Origin of the sequence: Prescottella soli, assembly GCF_040024445.1 — a bacterium.
Taxonomy (GTDB): Bacteria; Actinomycetota; Actinomycetes; order Mycobacteriales; family Mycobacteriaceae; genus Prescottella; species Prescottella soli.
Genome location: NZ_CP157276.1, coordinates 119,004 through 138,568, shown reverse-complemented (window position 1 = coordinate 138,568; position 19,565 = coordinate 119,004). Strand labels below are relative to the sequence as shown.

The 19,565-nt window shown below is 68.0% G+C and carries 16 protein-coding genes; 9 read left to right on the top strand and 7 right to left on the bottom strand.

Features of this window, described 5'->3' with window-relative positions; translation table 11 throughout:
• Positions 1 to 627 precede the first annotated feature (627 nt).
• Genes ABI214_RS00730 through hisD form a run of 5 tightly spaced genes read right to left on the bottom strand, consistent with a single transcriptional unit; the run spans position 628 to position 4,999 of the window.
• A complete protein-coding gene (locus ABI214_RS00730) occupies positions 628 to 1,773 on the bottom strand; it encodes an MFS transporter (RefSeq protein WP_348605306.1) in 1,146 nt (381 codons plus the stop codon).
• Positions 1,773 to 1,925 carry a hypothetical protein gene (locus ABI214_RS00725; RefSeq protein ID WP_280759348.1) on the bottom strand — a complete coding sequence of 51 codons (153 nt, stop codon included), beginning with the start codon at positions 1,923 to 1,925 and terminating at the stop codon, positions 1,773 to 1,775. The genes ABI214_RS00730 and ABI214_RS00725 overlap by 1 nt, the downstream gene beginning before the upstream one ends.
• Before the next feature lie 3 nt (positions 1,926 to 1,928).
• Positions 1,929 to 2,543, bottom strand: a complete 615-nt coding sequence (gene hisB, locus ABI214_RS00720; protein ID WP_348605305.1) for an imidazoleglycerol-phosphate dehydratase HisB — start codon at positions 2,541 to 2,543, stop codon at positions 1,929 to 1,931.
• Between the two features lie 9 nt (positions 2,544 to 2,552).
• Complete coding sequence (locus tag ABI214_RS00715; protein WP_348605304.1) at positions 2,553 to 3,680, bottom strand: histidinol-phosphate transaminase; 1,128 nt, start codon at positions 3,678 to 3,680, stop codon at positions 2,553 to 2,555.
• On the bottom strand, positions 3,677 to 4,999 hold the full coding sequence (gene hisD / locus ABI214_RS00710) for a histidinol dehydrogenase (RefSeq protein ID WP_348605303.1): 1,323 nt from the start codon (positions 4,997 to 4,999) through the stop codon (positions 3,677 to 3,679). The genes ABI214_RS00715 and hisD overlap by 4 nt, the downstream gene beginning before the upstream one ends.
• Positions 5,000 to 5,268: 269 nt before the next feature.
• Here hisD and ABI214_RS00705 point away from each other — a divergent pair, with 269 nt between their 5' ends.
• The 4 genes from ABI214_RS00705 (at position 5,269) to ABI214_RS00690 (ending at position 9,621) form a co-directional block, all read left to right on the top strand.
• On the top strand, positions 5,269 to 6,840 hold the full coding sequence (locus ABI214_RS00705; protein ID WP_348612061.1) for a GMC oxidoreductase: 1,572 nt from the start codon (positions 5,269 to 5,271) through the stop codon (positions 6,838 to 6,840).
• Between the two features lie 10 nt (positions 6,841 to 6,850).
• Positions 6,851 to 8,152: a glycoside hydrolase family 1 protein gene (locus tag ABI214_RS00700; protein WP_408587439.1), complete on the top strand. Its 1,302-nt coding sequence runs from the start codon at positions 6,851 to 6,853 to the stop codon at positions 8,150 to 8,152.
• Between the two features lie 48 nt (positions 8,153 to 8,200).
• Complete coding sequence (locus tag ABI214_RS00695) at positions 8,201 to 8,818, top strand: LysE family transporter (RefSeq protein WP_348605301.1); 618 nt, start codon at positions 8,201 to 8,203, stop codon at positions 8,816 to 8,818.
• Positions 8,819 to 8,934: 116 nt separating this feature from the next.
• A complete protein-coding gene (locus tag ABI214_RS00690; RefSeq protein WP_348605299.1) occupies positions 8,935 to 9,621 on the top strand; it encodes a hypothetical protein in 687 nt (228 codons plus the stop codon).
• 1 nt (position 9,622) lies between these two features.
• On the opposite strand, the gene ABI214_RS00685 is transcribed toward ABI214_RS00690, so the two are convergent.
• Positions 9,623 to 10,093 (bottom strand): SRPBCC family protein, encoded by a 471-nt coding sequence (locus ABI214_RS00685; protein WP_348605298.1) that lies wholly within the window; start codon positions 10,091 to 10,093, stop codon positions 9,623 to 9,625.
• Between the two features lie 243 nt (positions 10,094 to 10,336).
• Between ABI214_RS00685 and ABI214_RS00680 the strand changes: the two genes are divergently transcribed.
• From ABI214_RS00680 to ABI214_RS00660, 5 genes are all read left to right on the top strand, one after another.
• A complete protein-coding gene (locus ABI214_RS00680; RefSeq protein ID WP_348605297.1) occupies positions 10,337 to 10,984 on the top strand; it encodes a hypothetical protein in 648 nt (215 codons plus the stop codon).
• 218 nt (positions 10,985 to 11,202) lie between these two features.
• On the top strand, positions 11,203 to 12,483 hold the full coding sequence (locus ABI214_RS00675; RefSeq protein ID WP_348605296.1) for a metal-dependent hydrolase family protein: 1,281 nt from the start codon (positions 11,203 to 11,205) through the stop codon (positions 12,481 to 12,483).
• 172 nt (positions 12,484 to 12,655) lie between these two features.
• On the top strand, positions 12,656 to 13,336 hold the full coding sequence (locus ABI214_RS00670) for a hypothetical protein (protein ID WP_348605295.1): 681 nt from the start codon (positions 12,656 to 12,658) through the stop codon (positions 13,334 to 13,336).
• Between the two features lie 3 nt (positions 13,337 to 13,339).
• Positions 13,340 to 15,334 carry a YhgE/Pip domain-containing protein gene (locus ABI214_RS00665; RefSeq protein ID WP_348605294.1) on the top strand — a complete coding sequence of 665 codons (1,995 nt, stop codon included), beginning with the start codon at positions 13,340 to 13,342 and terminating at the stop codon, positions 15,332 to 15,334.
• Positions 15,335 to 15,415: 81 nt separating this feature from the next.
• Positions 15,416 to 16,792: a glutamate decarboxylase gene (locus tag ABI214_RS00660; RefSeq protein WP_348605293.1), complete on the top strand. Its 1,377-nt coding sequence runs from the start codon at positions 15,416 to 15,418 to the stop codon at positions 16,790 to 16,792.
• A 67-nt stretch (positions 16,793 to 16,859) separates the two neighbouring features.
• Here the strand turns inward: ABI214_RS00660 and ABI214_RS00655 are convergent, their stop codons facing one another.
• A complete protein-coding gene (locus tag ABI214_RS00655) occupies positions 16,860 to 19,520 on the bottom strand; it encodes a helix-turn-helix transcriptional regulator (RefSeq protein ID WP_348605292.1) in 2,661 nt (886 codons plus the stop codon).
• Between the last annotated feature and the right edge of the window lie 45 nt (positions 19,521 to 19,565).

Below are 19,565 nucleotides of genomic sequence, written 5' to 3'. Positions count from 1 at the left end.
CGGAGGCGTCCCCGACTGAGCCGCTGTCGATCCATCGAGGTCGGTCGCAGGCCCCCTAACGGCCCGACGACCGCCTTACGTCGTCAGCCAGTCGCCGGATCTCGTCCAGACCGACGTCGCCGCGTACGAGTGGCTCACGGAGGACGCGCCTGCCGACTTCACGCTCGCGCTCACACTGGTGACGGCCCACGCGGCACTGTTCCCGAACGACGCCGCGGATGAACGGTGCAGATTCGGACCCTTTGGGTGATTCCCCATGGGACAGCGGCCTGACACTGTCCCCGAAACTTCGGAGGTTCTGATATTCGATCCGCTTCGGACTCGTGCCATCGAGACTCAGGGCGTGTCTGACAAAGATGGGAACTGACAACGCTCGCGGCACCCTGACACAAGCAATGGCCCTGGCAGGTACTTGATGACGCGAAGTTGCTCGAGCGCCGCGAGCTCGCACCGAACAGCGAGGCGTTGGACCGCACCGAACACCTCCGCAATCCACTCATCCGCCGCAACACCCACGATGCCGACGAGCCCAGACTCGAGCGGCAGATGTCCGAGCAGGACTCCCTCGATGTTCTCGGGGGCTCTCGATGATCCACCGCCGACTCGACCACGCATCGGGTCAGTGCTTCACGGAGAGGGGACGCTACCTCGCAATGCAACCGGCACGACTGCGAGCGCGAGTACCGATGCCAGTGCGAACACCGTCGGGTAGCCCGAGAGTCCCGCGACCACTCCGAGCGCGAGGGACCCGACGCCGGTACCGCCGTCGTACGCGATGTTCCAGGCGGCGCTCGCCGCCCCCACCCGGTCGCGTCCGGCCGAGGCGAGCAGCGTGAGCAGCGCCTCGTTCTGCACCGCACCGAAACCCGCGCCGAACAACAGTGCGCCGGCGATCAGCGCGACATCAGCGCCGCCGACGCCGACAACCGCCAGCGCCAGCAGGCCCATTCCGACCGCGGCGAGGAGGAGGGCCGGCACCATGGTCCGCCCGGCGCCGATTCGGTCGGCGATCACGCCGGCGCCGTAGCGGCCGACGAGCATCGCGCCGGCGGACGCCGACAGAGCGAGTCCCGCGATCGCGGCACGGTTCTCCGACGCGATCGGCAGCAGCGAGGACATGCCGCCGTAGGCCGCGGCGACCACGAACATCGCCAGGCACGGAACCACCAGCACGCTCACCGGCAGGCCCTTGCGCCCCGCCGGCAGACCGGGCTTCGGGACCACCGGCAGGCGGGTGATCGTCAGCAGCGACACCAACGGGACCGCGGTACCCAGCACGAACACGACGGCGTGGTGGCCGGATTGGTACAGCGCCAGCCCGAGCGGTAGGACGATCATCTGGGCTGCCGCGATCGCCACACCGTTCGCGCCGGTGACGCGGCCGAGCAGGTTCGGCGGCGCCAACTCGGCCAGCAGCCCGATGCCGGCGACGGTGACCAGACCGAATCCGATGCCCCGGATCGCGGAGATGATCAGCGCGGGAGCGGTTGCCGTGCTCCACAGGAATCCGAGTGCCGGGAGCCCGAGCAGCAGGCAACCGATCGCGAGCACGACCCGGTAGCCGTGGCGGCGCAGCAGCGCCGGCACCTTCAACTGGGTCGCGACCGTCGTCGCCATGAACACCGCCGTCGACCCGCCGGCCGCCGCGGCTGACCCGCCGCCGTCGGCGATGGCCAGCGGGACGACCGGCAGCAGCAGCGACCACCCACCGAACGTGGTGGCGCCCATGAGGAGAGCAACCAGGATCCCGCGGGCTCGCAGGAGTTCACGCATCAGATCAGCCGCAGGATGCCCGACGCCGCCGCGAGGATCGCGAGTGCCACGAGCACACCCGAGGCCAGCTTGTTGATCTTCCACAGCGAGTACGCGCCGCCGATGGCGAAGCCGGCACCCAGGAACAGGATGTAGATGAAGACGGTATCCATGCCCTACAGCGCACCCTTGGTCGACGGCACGCCCGTCACCCGGGGGTCCGGTTCGACGGCCTCGCGCAGCGCGCGAGCGACAGCCTTGAACTCGGCCTCGGTGATGTGGTGCTGATCGCGCCCGTACAGCACGCGCACGTGCAGCGCGATCCGCGCGTTGAGCGCGATCGACTCGAACACGTGACGGTTGAGCACCGTCGGGTACGGCACCCCCGGGTAGCCGCCGATCACGCTGTGCAGCAGGTGCTCCGGCTCGCCGGTGTGCACACAGTAGGGACGACCGGAGACGTCGACGGAGGCGTGGGCGAGGGTCTCGTCCATCGGGATGAACGAGTCGCCGAAGCGCCGGATGCCGCGCTTGTCGCCGAGCGCCTGGCCGAGCGCCTGACCGAGCACGATCGCGGTGTCCTCGACGGTGTGGTGCGCGTCGATCTCGATGTCGCCCTTCGCCTCGACGGTCAGGTCGAAGCTGGCGTGGGCGCCGAGCGCGGTGAGCATGTGGTCGAAGAACGGGATTCCTGTCGACACAGATACGTTCCCGGTGCCGTCGAGATTGAGCTCGACGACGATGCTCGATTCCTTGGTGGTCCGCTCCACCCGTGCGATCCGATCACTCATCGCAGTCCTTCAACCCTTCAATTCGGTGGAGGCAAGTTTCCTGCTGACCCGCAGCAGCTCGTCGTTCTCGGCCACCAGGCCGATCGTGGCACGCAGGTGCCCGGGGATGCCGACGTCGCGGATCAGGACACCCTCGTCGAGGTAGCGCTGCCACGTGCGGGCGGCGTCCTCGAACAGCCCGAACAGGATGAAGTTGGCGTCGCTGGGAACCACGGTGTACCCCATCGCGGTCAGCTCGGCGCTCACGCGGTCACGCTCGGACGCCAGCTCGGCGACACTGCCGAGCGTCTCGTCGGCGTGGCGCAGCGCGGCGCGCGCCGCGGCCTGCGTGACGACCGACAGGTGATAGGGCAAGCGCACCAACAGCATTGCGTCGATGAACGCCGGCGCCGCGACCAGGTAGCCGAGCCGGCCACCGGCGAACGCGAACGCCTTGCTCATCGTCCGGCTCACGACCAGCTTGGTCGGGAACTCGTCGATCAGGCTCACCGCGCTCGGCACCGACGAGAACTCGGCGTACGCCTCGTCCACGATCACGATGCCCGGCGCGGCCGCCAGGATCTGCTTCAGGTCCTCGAGCCCGATGCTGTGCCCGGTCGGGTTGTTCGGGCTCGTGACGAACACGACGTCGGGACGGCGCTCCTCGATCACGCGCACGGCGGTGTCGGCGTCGAGCGAGAAGTCCTCCCGTCGCGGCGCCGGAAGCCACTCGGTCTGCGTGCCGGTCACCAGCAGCGGGTGCATCGAGTACGACGGCACGAAACCGACGGCCGTACGCCCCGGACCGCCGAACGCCTGCAGCAACTGCTGCAGGACCTCGTTGGATCCGTTGGCCGCCCACAGATTCGAGACGTCGAGCGCGACACCGGTCTGCCGGGACATGTACTCGGCCAGGTCGGTGCGCAGCGCGACCGCGTCCCGGTCCGGGTAGCGGTGCAGGTCCGCCGCCGCGGCACGCACGGCCTCGGCGACGTCGTCGACGAGCGCCTTCGACGGCGGGTGCGGGTTCTCGTTGGTGTTGAGCTGCACGGGCACCGTCAACTGCGGTGCACCGTAGGGCGACTGGCCGCGCAGGTTCTCCCGGATGGGCAGATCGTCGATGCCGACGGCGGATCCGGGGACGGACCCCGCGCTCACTTGAGTGCCTCGAAGCGCAGACGGACGGCCTCGCCGTGCGCCGGCAGGTCCTCGGCGTTGGCGAGCGTGATGACGTGCCCGGCAACGTCCTTCAGGGCCGCCTCGGAGTAGTCGACCACGTGGATGCCGCGCAGGAACGTCTGCACACTCAGGCCCGACGAGTGCCGCGCGCACCCGGCGGTGGGCAGCACGTGGTTGGACCCGGCGCAGTAGTCGCCGAGGCTCACCGGCGCCCACGGGCCCACGAAGATGGCACCGGCGGACCGCACCTGCGCGGCCACGGCGGACGCGTTCTCGGTCTGGATCTCGAGGTGCTCGGCGGCGTAGGCGTTGACGACCTTGAGGCCGGCCGCGACGTCGTCGACGAGGACGGTGCCGGACTGGCTGCCGCTCAGCGCAGTCTCGACGCGCTCACGGTGCTTGGTGAGCTCGAGCTGCGCGGCGAGCGCCTTGTCGACGGCGTCGGCCAGTTCGGTCGACGTGGTGACCAGGACACTCGCGGCCATGACGTCGTGCTCGGCCTGGCTGATCATGTCGGCGGCCACGTGCACCGGGTCGGCGGTGTGGTCGGCGAGGATCGCGATCTCGGTCGGGCCGGCCTCGGCGTCGATGCCGACGAGCCCGCGGCACAGGCGCTTGGCGGCAGTGACGTAGATGTTGCCGGGCCCGGTGATGAGGTCGACGGGGGCGAGCTCGGCGCCGTCGGTGTCGGTGCCGCCGTAGGTGAGCAGGGCGACGGCCTGGGCGCCACCCACGGCCCACACCTCCTCGACGCCGAGCAGCGCGGCCGCGGCGAGGATCGTCGGGTGCGGCAGGCCACCGAACGCGGCCTGCGGCGGGGAGACGACGACGAGCGACTCGACGCCGGCGGCCTGCGCGGGGACGACGTTCATCACGACGGACGACGGGTACACGGCGTTGCCGCCCGGCACGTACAGGCCGACGCGCTCGACCGGCACCCACCGCTCGGTGACGGTGCCGCCGGGGACGACCTCGGTGACGGTGTCGGTGCGGCGCTGATCGGCGTGCACCTTGCGGGTCCGCTCGATCGCGACCTCGAGTGCGGCGCGGACGTCGGCGTCGAGCTCGGCGAGCGCGCGGCCGAGCTCGGCCTGCGGGACGCGGACCGTCGTGGGACGGACGCCGTCGAACTTCTCGCCGTACTCGAGGGCGGCCTCGGCGCCGCGGGCCCGGATGTCCTCGACGACGGGACGGACCTGATGCAGCACCGCGTCCACGTCCACTCCGCCACGAGGCAGCGCGCCCCGGAGCTCAGCGGTGGAAGGGGTACGACCTCGAAGGTCGGTGCGGGCAAGCATGAAGGGTCCTCTCTGGAGAACGGGGTTTACACCGATTATCCGTGATCGCTGCAAGTTCTTTCGTTCCGGCCCCACACGCGCGTCGAACGGATCCCCCACCGCGGTGAACGGTGTGCCTGAACTGCGATTTACCCGAAAGACACCACACTGGACACGTGTCCACCATAGAGTCCCGACCGGCGAGACCTCGTCGGACGCGAACGCAGGGAGCCGCAGTGACCACACACCCCGATCCGGCCGTGCCCACCCGACACGGAGTGACGCGACGCATGTTCCTCGGCGGCCTCGGCGGGACCGCCGCAGCCACGATCGCCGCGGCCGCCACGCACCCTGCTGCCGCCGCGCCGCCGCAGGGCCCGGCGGTGACCGAGGAGCGGCGCCGCGCCGTCGTCGTCGGCAGCGGGTTCGGCGGCTCGATCGCCGCGCTGCACCTCGCGCGCGCCGGCGTCGACACGCTGATCCTGGAGCGCGGCATCTGGTGGCCCACCGGCCCCGACGCGGAGACCTTCCCCCACATGTTCGCGCCCGACCAGCGGTCGGCGTGGCTGCAGCCGCACCCGGTGATGACCGGCGCTCCCCCGGCGGTGTTCGCGCCGTTCACCGGGATCATGGAACGAATCCCGGGTAACGGCATGGACGTCCTGTGCGGCGCCGGAGTCGGCGGCGGCTCGTTGGTCTACCACGGCATGACGATGCAGCCGAACGCCGCGAACTTCGCCGACTGCGTCTCGTCATCCATCGATTACCAACTGATGGACGAGGTCTACTACCCGCGGGTGGCACGCATGCTGCGCATCGCGACGATCCCGGACGACGTCCTCGCGAGTCCGCAGTACCTGTCGTCTCGCCAGTTCCTGGAGGCGGCCAGGGCGCAGGGCCTCGACACGTTCCGGGTACCGATGCCGATCGACTGGGAGTTCGCGCGCCGGGAACTGCGCGGCGAGATGCGCCCGTCGTACACCAACGGCGACGTCATCTACGGCGTCAACAACGGCGGCAAGCACTCGCTCGATGTCACGTATCTCGCCGAGGCCCAGGCCACCGGGCGGGTCGAGGTGGCGCCGCTGCACCGGGTGAACGACGTCGAACTCGGCCGCGACGGGACGTGGATCGTGCACTGCGACCGCATCGGCACGGACGGCACCGTGCTCGAGCGCAAGCGGGTGGTGACCGACGCCCTGTTCCTCGCCGCCGGCTCCCCCGGCACGACACGGCTGCTGGTGAAGGCACGGGCGAAGAACCTCGTCCCCGACCTACCCGACGCCGTCGGCACCGGCTGGGGCAACAACGGCGACCGCATCTTCATGGTCACCCGCGCCGACGGCAGCCCCGGCGCGTGGCAGGGCGGGCCCGCGTGTGTCGGCGTCAAGGACTGGGACAACCCGGCTGGTGCGCTGACGATCGTCACGGGCCCGGTGCCCTTCCCCGTCGACGTGCACACGACGTCGGTCATCGGCTACGGCGTGGTGCCGGGTCTCGGCGTGTGGAACCACGACCCGAACCGCGACGACGCCGTCCTCACCTGGAACCAGGCGTACGACAAGGGACTGACCGACGCGATCCGAGCCCGGATCGAGCAGATCGTCGGCGCCGGGTTCGGGGTACTCGCCGTCGATGTGAATGCGTTCGACACCAACACGTTCCATCCGCTCGGCGGTGCCCCGTTCGGTTCGGTGTGCGACGACGCCGGGCGCGTCCACGGGCACCGGGGCCTGTATGTCCTCGACGGCGCACGCATTCCCGGCTCGACGGGCGCGTGCAATCCGTCGATGACGATCGCGGCGCTCGCCGAACACAGCATGGACACCCTCGTGACCGCCGACGTCGGCGCCGTCTTCTGAAGGAGCAAGCGTGAAGACCGTTCTGCGCTCCGCGATCGTCGCCCTGGCCGCGACGCTCCTCGCCGCACCCGTCGCCCACGCCGGACCGCTCGGCGACGACTTCCTGTGGGGCGTCGCCACGTCCGGCTTCCAGTCCGAGGGGTCGTCCCCGGACAGCAACTGGGCGCGGTACTCGGCGTCGGGCAAGACGCACGACAAGGTCGGTGATTCGGTGGACTTCCGGCACCGGTACGGCGAGGACATCGACAACGCCGCCGCGATGGGGGTCGACGTGTTCCGCTTCGGCATCGAGTGGGCCCGGGTGCAGCCGAGCCCGGGGACGTGGGACGAGGCCGAGTTCGCCTATTACGACGACGTGGTCCGGCGCATCCGCAGTCACGGGATGACGCCGATGATCACTCTCGACCACTGGGTGTATCCGGGCTGGATCGCGGACCGTGGCGGGTGGGCCGACCCCCGGACGCCCGACGACTGGCTGGTGAACGCGGAGAAGGTCGTCGACCGCTACAAGGACGCCGGCGCGATCTGGATCACCTTCAACGAGCCGACGGCGTACGCACAGAAGGAAATGACCTTCGGCGGGATCTCGCTGGGTGACGCGCCGAAGATGTTCGACGGGCTGGTGCGGGCCCACCGCGCGATCTACGACCGGATCCACCAACTCGATCCGACGGCACGGGTCGGCAGCAATCTCGCGTTCATCCCGGCGGTCTTCGGGACGCTCGACAGGTCGTTCGTCGACCGGGTGACCGACAAGCTGGATTTCCTCGGAATCGACTACTACTACGGCGTCTCACTCGACAACACGTCGGCGATCGCCGCGGCCACCGACCGCTTCTACGACGTGGTGCCGCAACCGGACGGGATCTACCACGCGCTCATGGCGTACCACCGGAAGCTGCCCGGCATGCCGCTGTACGTCGTGGAGAACGGCATGCCCACCGACGACGGCAAACCCCGCCCCGACGGATATACCCGCTCCGACCACCTGCGCGATCACGTCTACTGGATCGAGCGCGCCCGGGAGGACGGCGCCGACGTGATCGGCTACAACTACTGGTCGATCACCGACAACTACGAATGGGGCACGTACCGTCCCCGATTCGGGTTGTACACGGTCGATGCACTCACCGATTCGACGCTGACCCGTCGTGCCACGGACGCCGTCGCGACGTACCGGACCACCATCGCGGACGGCGGGGTACCGGCGGACTACCGGCCAGTGATTCCCCCGGCGTTCTGCTCGCTCGTCGATCCGCCGGCAAGTTGCCTCGCCTCCGGCTCCTCGAACGGATCGGCGGGCGGCTCGTAGGCGCCCCACCGCGGTCCACCGGCACGGGCGGGCATAGACTCTGCGCCCGTGTCGTGGCAGATCTGGTTGGCGTTCTTCGGCGCCAGCTGGGTGATCAGTTTGTCACCGGGAGCCGGCGCGATCGCGTCGATGTCGACTGGCCTGCGGCACGGCTTCCTGCGCGGCTACTGGAACATCCTCGGCCTCCAGCTCGCGCTACTGCTGCAGATCGTGATCGTCGCGGCCGGCGTCGGAGCTCTGCTGGCCGGCTCCACGACGGCGTTCCTGATCGTGAAGTGGTTCGGCGTCGCGTACCTCGCGTATCTCGGCGTGCGGCAGTGGCGCTCGGCGCCCACTCCGATCGAGGCCGAACCGGACGACAGCCGGGCCACCGCCGCGGCGTTGGTGCTGCGGGCATTCCTGATCAACTCGAGCAACCCGAAGGCGATCGTCTTCATGCTGGCGGTATTGCCGCAGTTCCTGAACCCGGCGGCACCGCTCCTACCGCAGTACGCACTCATGGCGGCCACGATGGTCGCCGTCGACACCGTCGTGATGACCGGATACACCGGTCTCGCGGCACGGGTGCTCCGGGTACTGCGCTCGCCGCGTCAACAGCAGGTCACCAGCCGCGTCTTCGCGACCCTGTTCTTCACCGCCGCCGCGGCCCTCGCCACCGCGGTGTGATTCGGCCGGATCACGGCCTACCGCCAGGGACCGTTCTGTGCCTACGCTGACGGGACAGTATGTGCGGGCGCGGACGCGGACGTCGGTCGGCTGCCCGCCGACTATCGGGAGCGACCATGTCCACGAGCCCGCGGACCATTGCCGAACGACCGCCAGCCCTCCCACCCGGCGACGATCTCGAACGGTTCGCCGGATACGGGGTGATGGGCCTGCCATTCGCCAGCGGCCACTGCCTCGCCTTCCGGCACTTCCCGGCGAGCTCGATCGGTCCCGGATACGACTCGGTCTGGCACCGGAATCCGGCCGGCCGGTGGGTCATGTACACCAGCGGCGCGACACAGTCCGGTTGTCCGCGCTACTTCGGGCAGGCCCTGACCGAATCGCGAACCGCGGAGATCACCGTCACCTGGACCGGACCGGACGACTTCCGCGTGTCCGTGGCCGACACGATCGACTGGTCGGTGACGCTGACGCGCTCCCTCGCCTCCCGCGCGATGACCGCTGCCGGATCGCTCCTGCCCGCCGCGCTGTGGCGCAACGACCGCGTGCTGGCGCTGATGTCCCGGGTTGCCGGTCCGCTGCTCGGGGCGGGCCGGGTCGGCTTGACGGGGAAGACCCCGAACGGGCAGTCGTTCCGGGCCAATCCGCGCCGGGTGTGGGTCGTGCAGCGCAGCCGGGCGACAGTCGACGGCGTCGACCTCGGACCACCGGGCGCCCTCACCGAGCAGGCGCGGCTCGGTGGGTTCTGGCTGCCGCAGCGGGGGATGTTCGCGGTCGGCGAGGCCTACTTCACGCCCGTGTGAGTCACGCGGCGGCGTATCGCGCGCGGAGGTGCTCGAGGGTCGAGGTGATGCCCTGCTCGTTCTTCGCGCGGAAGCCCATCAGCTGCACCCACTGCGGGAACCTGACCATCGAATAGTCGAACACCTCGGTCACCTCGGTGTGCCCGGGAGTGGTCTCCTCGAACTCCCACCGCCAGTGATGCCCGAGGGGGTGTTTCCATTCGACAACATGTCCGTCCTCGAAGTCGACCACCCGGCTCTTGATCCGGTACGGCGCGCCGTACATCTTCATCGAGACGGTGAACGTGGCGCCCGTGTCGAGACGGTCCGGGCCCGACACCGTGCCCTGCACCGTCCCGGACCCGTCGAGCTCGTGGTGGCGCCGCGGGTCTGCGATCAGGTCGAAGACCGCCGAGGCGGGTGCGTCGACGGTGACCCGGCGGGCAATTCTGCGCGGTCCTCGATCGACCGCCGTGACGTTCGAGTCGCTCATGCGTCAACGGTACGTCGCACCGAGTCGATCGGCACCCGAACGGGGCGGCGAGCACCCGTTCGGCGGCCGACATCGCGTCGAGCGCAACGAAACATTTCGGTGAACGTAATCCCAACGGACGTAAGCGCGGTCGTCGAATCACACCCGTCTTCCCCTGCACAACAAGCCGATTCGATCAACCCACCGGCAGCCCTTTGGTCCGATTCCTCACATCACCACAGAACACGACCTATACTGCCGCACATGCTGATTCACCCGACTCTGCGGATGCAATCGTGGGGATTCACGATCGGCTCGCTACTCTTCGCACTCGGTTCCGCGCCGGTCCTCGCACCGGCCCTCGGAACGGCCACCGCCAACACGGCCTTCTTCGTCGGCTCGTGGTTCTTCACCTACGCGGCGTTCATCCAGCTGATACTCAGCGGCGCGGCCACGACGACGGATACAGACACCGGCAAGCCCGCGATCCGCGCGGAATGGCTCGCTGCGGCCACCCAGTTCCTGGGCACCGTGCTGTTCAACGTCAGCACCGGGGCCGCATTGCACGCCCACACCATCGCCGGCGAGAAGCATCTGGTGTGGACACCGAACGCGGAGGGTTCGATTGCGTTCCTGATCAGCAGTTATCTGGCGATACTCATGCTCGTCCGCGCAAAGCAGTACTGGGCTCCGCGCTCGCTCGACTGGCAGAGCGGCTGGTTCAACGCCCTGGGTTCGCTCGCCTTCGGCCTCTCCGCTGTAGGCGCGTTCATCACGCAGTCGGGAAGCGTCGAGGACGCATCCCTCGCCAACTCCGGCACCTTCGTGGGGGCCCTGTTCTTCTTCGGAGCCTCCGTCATCTTCCTCGGTGCACCGCGGAGTTCGTCGAAGGAGCCCGTCGAGTCCATCTGACCCAGGTCCACGGCCGATCCCGCTGCCGCGACGCGATGTCGAACGGCAGCGGGATCGGCCGTTTCGCGCCCGGAATCCTTTGCGTGACAATCACACTTTCCGCGCACTCGCGTCCGCGCCGGTGGCCCTTCCCGCCACCTCGGGAACGGGTGATATAGGGGGTTATTTCTGCTCCGCCGGCGATCACCCCGGAGGGCTCGCTGTTAGCTTTGCGAGGTATGACGACTCTTCCGGAAAGCAAGAAGCGTTTACTGTTTCGCAACGTCCGGGTGTTCGACGGCGTATCGGCGGAACTCAGCAACGGGGACGTACTGATCGACGGCCACACGATCGCCGCCGTGTCGACGTCCCCCGTCGGGGACGAGCCCGGCAGGGACACTGTCGTCATCGACGGTGGCGGGCGGGTGTTGATGCCCGGCATGAGCGATGCCCATGTCCACCTGGTGGGGAACGCCAATTCCTACATCGACCTCTTGATGGGCACCGAGGGACACATCACCCTCAACGGCGTCGCCGAGGCCAAGAACATGCTGATGCGAGGGTTCACCGCCGTTCGCGACATGGCCGGCGACACCGCGAGCATCAAGTCAGCCATCGACCGCGGACAGTTCCCGGGGCCCCGCATCTACCCGTGTCAGGCCGCGATCTCGCAGACCAGCGGTCACGGCGACTTCGGCAACGTCTACGACACTCCGTCCGCTCTCGGAGGAGCCGAGAATCGCTCGGAAACAATCGGTTTCATGCGTATCGCCGACGGCGAGGAGCGCGTCCTGGCCGCGGTGCGCGAGCAGCTCAAGAAGGGCGCCTCGCAGATCAAGATGATGGTCGGCGGCGGAGCCGCGTCGACGTACGACCCGCTGTACACAGTGCAGTTCACGGACGCCGAACTGCGAGCAGGGGTCAACGCCGCAACCGACTACGGCACCTACGTCGCCACTCACGTCTACAACGTGACCGGCATCCGGCGTGCGATCGAGGCCGGAGTCAAGTCGATCGAGCACGGCCACCTGTCTGACGAGGCCACCGTCAAGTTGATGGCAGAGCGCGAAGTCTGGCTGTCGATGCAGCCCTTCGCGGAGGACGATCACCACTACCCCGACCCCGACCGCGCCGAGAAGAACCGCCAGATCTGCAGCGGCGTGGACCGGATCTACGGCTGGGCCCAGAAGTACGGGGTGAAGGTGGCCTTCGGCACCGATCTGCTGCTCGAGCCGCAATTCGCGAAGCGACAGAGCGAGATGGCGGCCAGACTGGGCGACTTCTACAGCAATGTCGAGGCGCTGCGCATGCTGACCTCGGGCAACGCACAGCTCTTCCGGCTCGCCGGTGAACGCGATCCGTACCGGGACGCCCCGTTCGGGGTCGTGGCGCAGGGGGCCTGGGCCGACGTGCTGCTCGTGGACGGCAACCCGCTCGACGACCTGAGCGTGCTTGCCGACCCGGAGAAGTACCTGTCGGTGATCGTCAAGAACGGTCAGGTCGTCAAGAACAGCCTGTGACGGTCTGACGGCCCGCGGGCCGATCCGACGTCGGTTTCGAAACAGTGAGAGACAAGGACAGCAGCCGAACATGTCGTCGTTCACCCAACGACGAGGGAATGTGGAGTGCGAATTGGTCGAAACACAGGTCGAGGGGTACCAACCCCCGTGGGAACCGGTCTCAGGAACATTGTTGTCCGCCAGAGCAATCGAACTTCACGGCCCATGGGGCCACGTGTTCGGGCCGCTCGATCTCGACATCGACATCGGCGGAGTGACGGTGCTCGCCGCACCGGCCGGTGCCGCGCGTACGGCCCTGTTGATGGCGCTGTGCGGACGGATGCGCCTGACCGCCGGATCCCTCACCGTCCTCGGGTTCGAGGACAAGCCCATGGCGGTGTTCCGCAACTCGACCATCGCGTGCCTCAACGAACTGGACGAGGTCCGCCCATCGGTCACCGTTCGAGATCTCGTCACCGAACAACTGCGGTGGGATTCGCCGTGGTACCGATTCGTCCCGCGCGTCGGGACAAGCGGTGTCGAGGACATGTGCGGCGAGGTGTTCGGCGACGTTCCGCTGCCGCCGCTCAACGCCTTCGTCGACGACCTCCCCGAGATCCAGCAGTTGTTGTTGCGGATCGCGGTCGCGAACACGCGACGACCTCCCCTGCTCGTCGTCGGCAGGATCGACAAGATCGCCGACGACGAAGAGCGCCTCATGGTTCTGGAACGGCTTGTGGCACTTGGCCAAACCCAGTCCGTGATCACCGCCGACGTGAATCCTCTCCCACCGGGGAGTTCCGTCCGCGCCGTCGTGGACCTGCACCAGCTTCTGAACGCCGGCGACATCGGCGTCATGACCGAGGCGAGGTAGCCGATGCTTGCAGGAATTTCCCTGGGCAGCGATTCGAAGCGCTACTTCCGTGGCACGATGCCGCGAATCGCCATCATCACGATCATCCTCATGCCGTTGCTCTACGGCGCGATGTACCTCTGGGCGTTCTGGAATCCGTTCGGCGCGGTGGACAAGATCCCGGCCGCGATCGTCAACAACGACACGGGCAAGACGGCGGACGGCCAGGAACTCGACGCCGGCGACCAGGTCGTGAAGTCCCTGATCGCGTCCGGCCAACTCGATCTCGCGGAAGTGTCCCAGGAAGACGCCGCGAAGGGCCTCTCGGACGGCAAGTACTACTACACGATCACCCTTCCCGAGAACTTCAGCGCCGCGGTCTCGTCACCCAACGGCGACCACCCCGAGAAGGCAGATCTCATCTTCACCTTCAACGACGCGAACAACTATCTCGCGACAATCATCGGCCAGGACGCGTCGGAACAGGTGATCAACCAAGTCAATTCGACCATCGGAGCGCAGGGCGTGGGGCAGGTCCTCACCGGCCTGCAGAGCGCCGGGTCCGGCCTGGGGAAGGCCGCGGACGGGGCCGAACAGCTCGCCACGGGTATCGACCAGGCCAACAGCGGCGCCGATCAGCTCGCGTCAGGTGCCCACACCCTCGCCGACAACATGGTCACGGCACGAAACGGCTCGGACGCCCTGGCTGCGGGTGCCTCCCAGCTGGCGGCGGCGGTCGACGGCGTCGCCGACCCGCTGCTCAGTGCGCTCGAGGGGGGCGCACTGCCGAACGTCGGCGGACAGGTGGCGCAGCTGCGCCAGTCGCTCGCCGATCTGGCGACCCGGGTCCCGAACGCGGAACAACCACCGACACAGACCGTGCAGGCCGTCGAACAGGTCATCAACGTCCTCAACCGCAGTTCGGATCCGATCGTGCAGCAGGCCGTCGCGGCGCTCACACCACTCACCCGCCCGGCTGCTGCGACCGCGGGAACGGCGGATCTGCGTGGGGAACTCGAAGCGCTGCACTCCGACGCCCAGGCACTCGAGTACCAGCTGACCGATCCGAACAGTCCCCTGCAGAGCGGCCTGGCAATGCTGCAGAACGGCGGACTCGCGTCCGACGTGCGGCAACTACGCAACGGTGCCGACCAACTCAGCTCCGGGGCCTCGACGCTCAGTCAGGGCATGGGGCAGCTGACGGACGGCAGTTTCCAGCTGGCCGGCGGCGCGGACAAGCTCGCGGCCGGAACCGCTCAGTTGCAGTCGGGGTCGAAGGAACTGGCCTCGGCCCTGCAGCAGGGCGCGGGTCAGGTGCCGAGCTGGACCGACGATCAGCGCACCGCGACGGCCGAGACGCTGTCCACTCCGGTCGCGCTCCAGCAGGAGTACACGAACGTGGCTCCGACCTTCGGAACCGGCTTCGCACCGTTCTTCCTGTCGTTGGCGCTCTTCGTCGGTGGCATCATCACCTGGATGTTGTTGACCCCGTTGCAGTCCCGCCCCACCGTCGGTGGCGTCGGGCTGTACCGGACCGTGCTCGCGTCGTACTGGCCGGCACTCCTGGTCGGCATCCTGCAGGTGGTCGTGATGTACACGGTCGTGCACTTCGGCGTCGGTCTCGACGTCAAACACGTCCTCGGCACGATCTTGTTCCTGATGTTGATCTCGGCGACGTACCTCGCGATGATCCAGGCGTTCAACGCGCTGTTCGGAGTCGCCGTCGGCCGTGTGGTCACCTTGGCCTTCCTCATGCTCCAGCTCGTGTCGGCGGGTGGCATCTACCCGGTACCGACGACCGCGACGCCCTTCCAGGTCATCCATCCGTTCGACCCGATGACCTACACGGTGAACGGTCTTCGCCAGCTGACCGTCGGTGAGCACGTCGACTCACGACTCTGGATTGCGATCGCCGTGCTCACAGGCATCCTGCTCGTGAGCCTCACCGTCAGCGCCCTCTCCGTCCGCCGTAATCGGCGGTACACGATGGAGCGCCTGTACCCGCCCATCGAGGTCTGAATCCAGACCTGCACCTTGAGTTTCCGGCACAATCACGACCAGTTCCATCCACAGATCGTTCGAAGTATCGGAGGAGAGAAGATGTCGAACAACTTTGCCGCTCCCACTGAGACGCTGGCACCCGCATACACGGGACGACTGGGAACCGATCCGATTCCCGCCTTGCGAATGCCCAAGGCCGAGACCGAGCCCGAAGCGGCCTACCGGTTCATCCACGACGAGTTGATGTTGGACGGAAGCTCGCGACTGAACCTGGCCACCTTCGTGACCACCTGGATGGATCCGCAGGCCGACCGCCTGATGGCGGAGACGTTCGACAAGAACATGATCGACAAGGACGAGTACCCGGCGACCGCCGAGATCGAAACCCGTTGCGTCAACATGGTCGCCGCCCTCTTCAACGCGGAGGAACTCTCCGAGTCCGATCCGACCTCGGCCACCGGTGTCTCGACCGTCGGCTCGTCCGAGGCGGTGATGCTGGCGGGCCTGGCACTCAAGTGGAGGTGGCGGGAGGCCCGCCGGGCGGCCGGCAAGGACACGGACCGTCCGAACCTCGTCCTCGGCAGCAACGTCCAGGTGGTGTGGGAGAAGTTCTGCCGCTACTTCGACGTCGAGCCGAAGTACCTGCCGATGGAGAAGGGACGCTACGTCATCACGCCGGAGCAGGTACGCGAAGCGGTCGACGAGAACACCATCGGTGTGGTGGCCATCCTCGGGACCACATTCACCGGCGAGCTCGAGCCGGTCGCCGAGATCGCGGCAACACTCGACGAGTTGGCGGCTGCGGGCGGGCCGGACGTGCCCATGCACGTCGACGCCGCGAGCGGCGGATTCGTGGTCCCCTTCCTGCACCCGGAACTGGAGTGGGACTTCCGGATTCCGCGGGTCGTCTCCATCAACGTGAGCGGCCACAAGTACGGAATGACCTACCCCGGAATCGGATTCGTCGTGTGGCGGTCGAAGGAGCACCTGCCGGAGGACCTCGTGTTCCGGGTCAACTACCTCGGCGGCGACATGCCGACGTTCACACTCAACTTCTCGCGGCCCGGTAACCAGGTCGTCGGGCAGTACTACAACCTGGTCCGGCTCGGGGTCGCCGGCTACACGCAGATCATGGAGTCGCTGCGCGACACCGCGCTGATGCTGTCCAGCGAGATCTCGAAGATCGACAACATGGAGATCATCACCGACGGCAGTGCCATTCCGGTCCTCTCGTTCGAGGTCGTCGGCGATCCCGGCTTCACGGTCTTCGACATTTCGCATGAACTGCGGGCCCGCGGCTTTCAGGTTCCCGCCTACACGATGCCGGCGAACGCCGAGGACGTCGCCGTACTGCGCATCGTGCTGAGGGAGGGCTTCAGCCGAGACCTCGCCTGGAAGCTCGTCGTCGCGATCAAGGACGTCATCGAACATCTCCGCGCCGGTACGGGACACGCTGCGCAGGCCTTCTCGCACTGAGACACCCGGTAGGCGGGGCGGGGCGCCAGTCGCCCCGCCCCGCCTTCGTGTGAGACGGGACCGGGGGTCAGAGCAGCCGACGGCGTGCCGCAACCTCCAGCGCCTCGGCCCGGCTGGACGCGTCGAGCTTGCGATAGACGTTTCGGGTGTGCGTACGAACGGTGTTGAGCGAGACGTGCAACTGCTGAGCGATTACTCGCAGCGGTTTGCCGGTGCGCAGTTCGGCCAGAATGACCTTCTCGGTTCGGGTCAGCCCCGGGTTGCGGCCCTCGTGCGCCTCGACGAGTTTCGCCTGCACGTGGTCGAGGAAGACGCGCGTGTGGTCGGTCCCTGGAGGGATCCGGGAGAGCAGTTCCGCGGCATCACCGGCACAGTCGACGAAGGGACTGACGATCCCGTTCGGTTCGGCGAGCTCGAGTGCCTTACGCACCGCCCCTGCCGCGTCGGCGGATCTATTCTCGCGATGCGCCACGACGGCGCGCAACATCCAGGCACGCACGCCCAGCGCCGGATGCTGAACCTCCGGCGCCTCGAGCACCGAGTCCAGAAGCTCGTGGCCGGATGCCGAGTCTCCCTGCACGATGAAGATCATCGCTCGGGCCACCCGCACGTCGAGGTTCTCACCGAACACCCGATGCGCCGTGTCGACGACGTCGGCCGCCGAGGCCACCCGTCCCGCATCCAGCAGCACGGCGATGGTGGGTGTGAGGAAGGTGTTGCTCAAGCCTGCCTGCGCGCCCCGGGTGAGCATGCCCGTCATGGCCCGGGCGACGGCGTCGGCGTCGTCGACGGTCGGGATGGGGTTGCGTCGCGCTTCGAGAATCGCGAACGCGACCTCCGCATGGCCGCCCGAGATCGGGGCGGTGGTTCCGTCGGGACGCTGATGCCGCCCCGGACCGGACACGAGCGCGTAGATCGGACTGTCGTCGGGCAGCTGCTCAGACCGAAGATGCTTGTCCATGCAGACGGCGGCGGCGCACTGAAAGGCATCGATCCGATGGAGCTGCCCCTGATCGACCGCGTACCGAAGCGCGTGCTCCGCGCGGGTGGTCATCGTCACCAGATCCCCACGAATGCCAGCAACGATGGAAAGCCTTGCCAGACAGCGCAGTACGAGTCGAGGGTGAGCGCCCAGGTCGGCGAACGCCAGGGCCTGCCGGAGCAGTCGTTCGCTGCCGATGAGGTCGCCTGTGAACATGCATGCGGCCGCACGCTGTGTCGTGACGTAGCAGTCCAGATCGACGCTGCCGGTGCCGGACCGCAAGTCGCGCGCGGCATCCGCGCCGGTCGGCATGGGCTGCCCGGAGATCACGGCGATCTCGACGGCCAGCGCGGCGGCGAACGCTTTGGCCAGTTCTGGGCGGAGCGCGACCGCATCCGTGGCCACTGCGGTACCGAAGTACGTCCGGGCGGCATCGGGATAGTTCCGCTCGAGCGCATCGAGGGCGCGGAGGAGTCGGACACCCTGTTTGTCGCCGTGGCGCGGGCCGACCAGATCCAGCAGCGCGTCGCCGTGTCCGTCACACACCGCCGCTATGCCGTGCTTGTAGACGAAGTCCACGATCGCCAGGGCGTCCCCGGCCTCCAGCAGGTGTTCGATCGCGACGATCGGCTGTCCCGCACGGGCGAACCAGCCACCCGCCGCCGCATGCAGTCGCGCCAGGCGGTCCGGGTCGGTGGCACGCAGTTGCGATCGCATGTGCGCACGGACCAGTGGGTGCCACGCATACTGCAGTTCGTCACCGGACCAGACCCGATGGATCGGCACGCAGAACCGTTCCCGCTCGGCGAGCGCCAGGTCCACGTTCACGTCGTCCAGGCACGCGGCGAGATCGGGGCCGAACCGATCGACGATGCTGGTCGCCTCCACGAATCGCCGGAGCCCGTCGGGCAGGCCCGAGACCATCTCCCCGATCACGTGTTCGGAGATCGACTGCGGGTACCGCGCCAGGTCGGCGATGCCGCTGGTGAGGTCGCCGAGCGGCGCCAGCCGGGTCGCAGCGATACGCACCGGAACCGCCCAGCCTCCGGTCAGATCCAGGACCGCGTCGAGTTCCGACGTCGAGACCGCGCACCGGTGCTCGGCGAAGATTGCAGCGGCCGCGGCGCGGTCGAGAGCGAGGTCCTCCCAACCGATCAAGGTGAGGGAACCGTCCGCCGCGTACCGCACCCACGGCAGCTCGGGAGCAAACCGTGAGGCGAGGACCACCGTCAGGTTTGCCGGCGTTGCGTCCAAAAGGTGTTCCAGCAGTCGGAGAGAGTCCTCGTTCTCGACACCGTGCACGTCGTCGAGAACGAGGACCGCGTCGCGCGACGATTCGGACACGAGTCGCACGGATTCGAGGAGCGAGCGTGTACGGGAGGACTCACCGCCTCGCGACGCCACGAACCGCAGCGCCACTGCAAGCCTGTCTTCCAGCAGGTCCGGATCGTTGTCCAGGGCGTCGAGTGTCAACCACGCGACGGCGGGACCATCGCCTTCGCCGACTCGCGCGCTCCAGTCGGCCAGCAGCGCAGTCTTTCCGGTACCCGCAGGCGAACAAACGAATACCCGGCCGGGCGCGGGCGTGACGACGAGGCGGTCGAGCAGTGCGCACAGATCGTCGCGCGGCTGGACGGCAACCGACAATCTCGGCGGGAGCGGATCCGCACTCTCGGCGAGCGCCCCCTCCGAGGGCCGCGCGGCATCGCCCTGGGGCGCTGCGCGATTCGAAACTTGCTGTGCCACAGCACCCCTCCGCTCGTCCGCCATGCATCCCCCGACTAGTGAGTC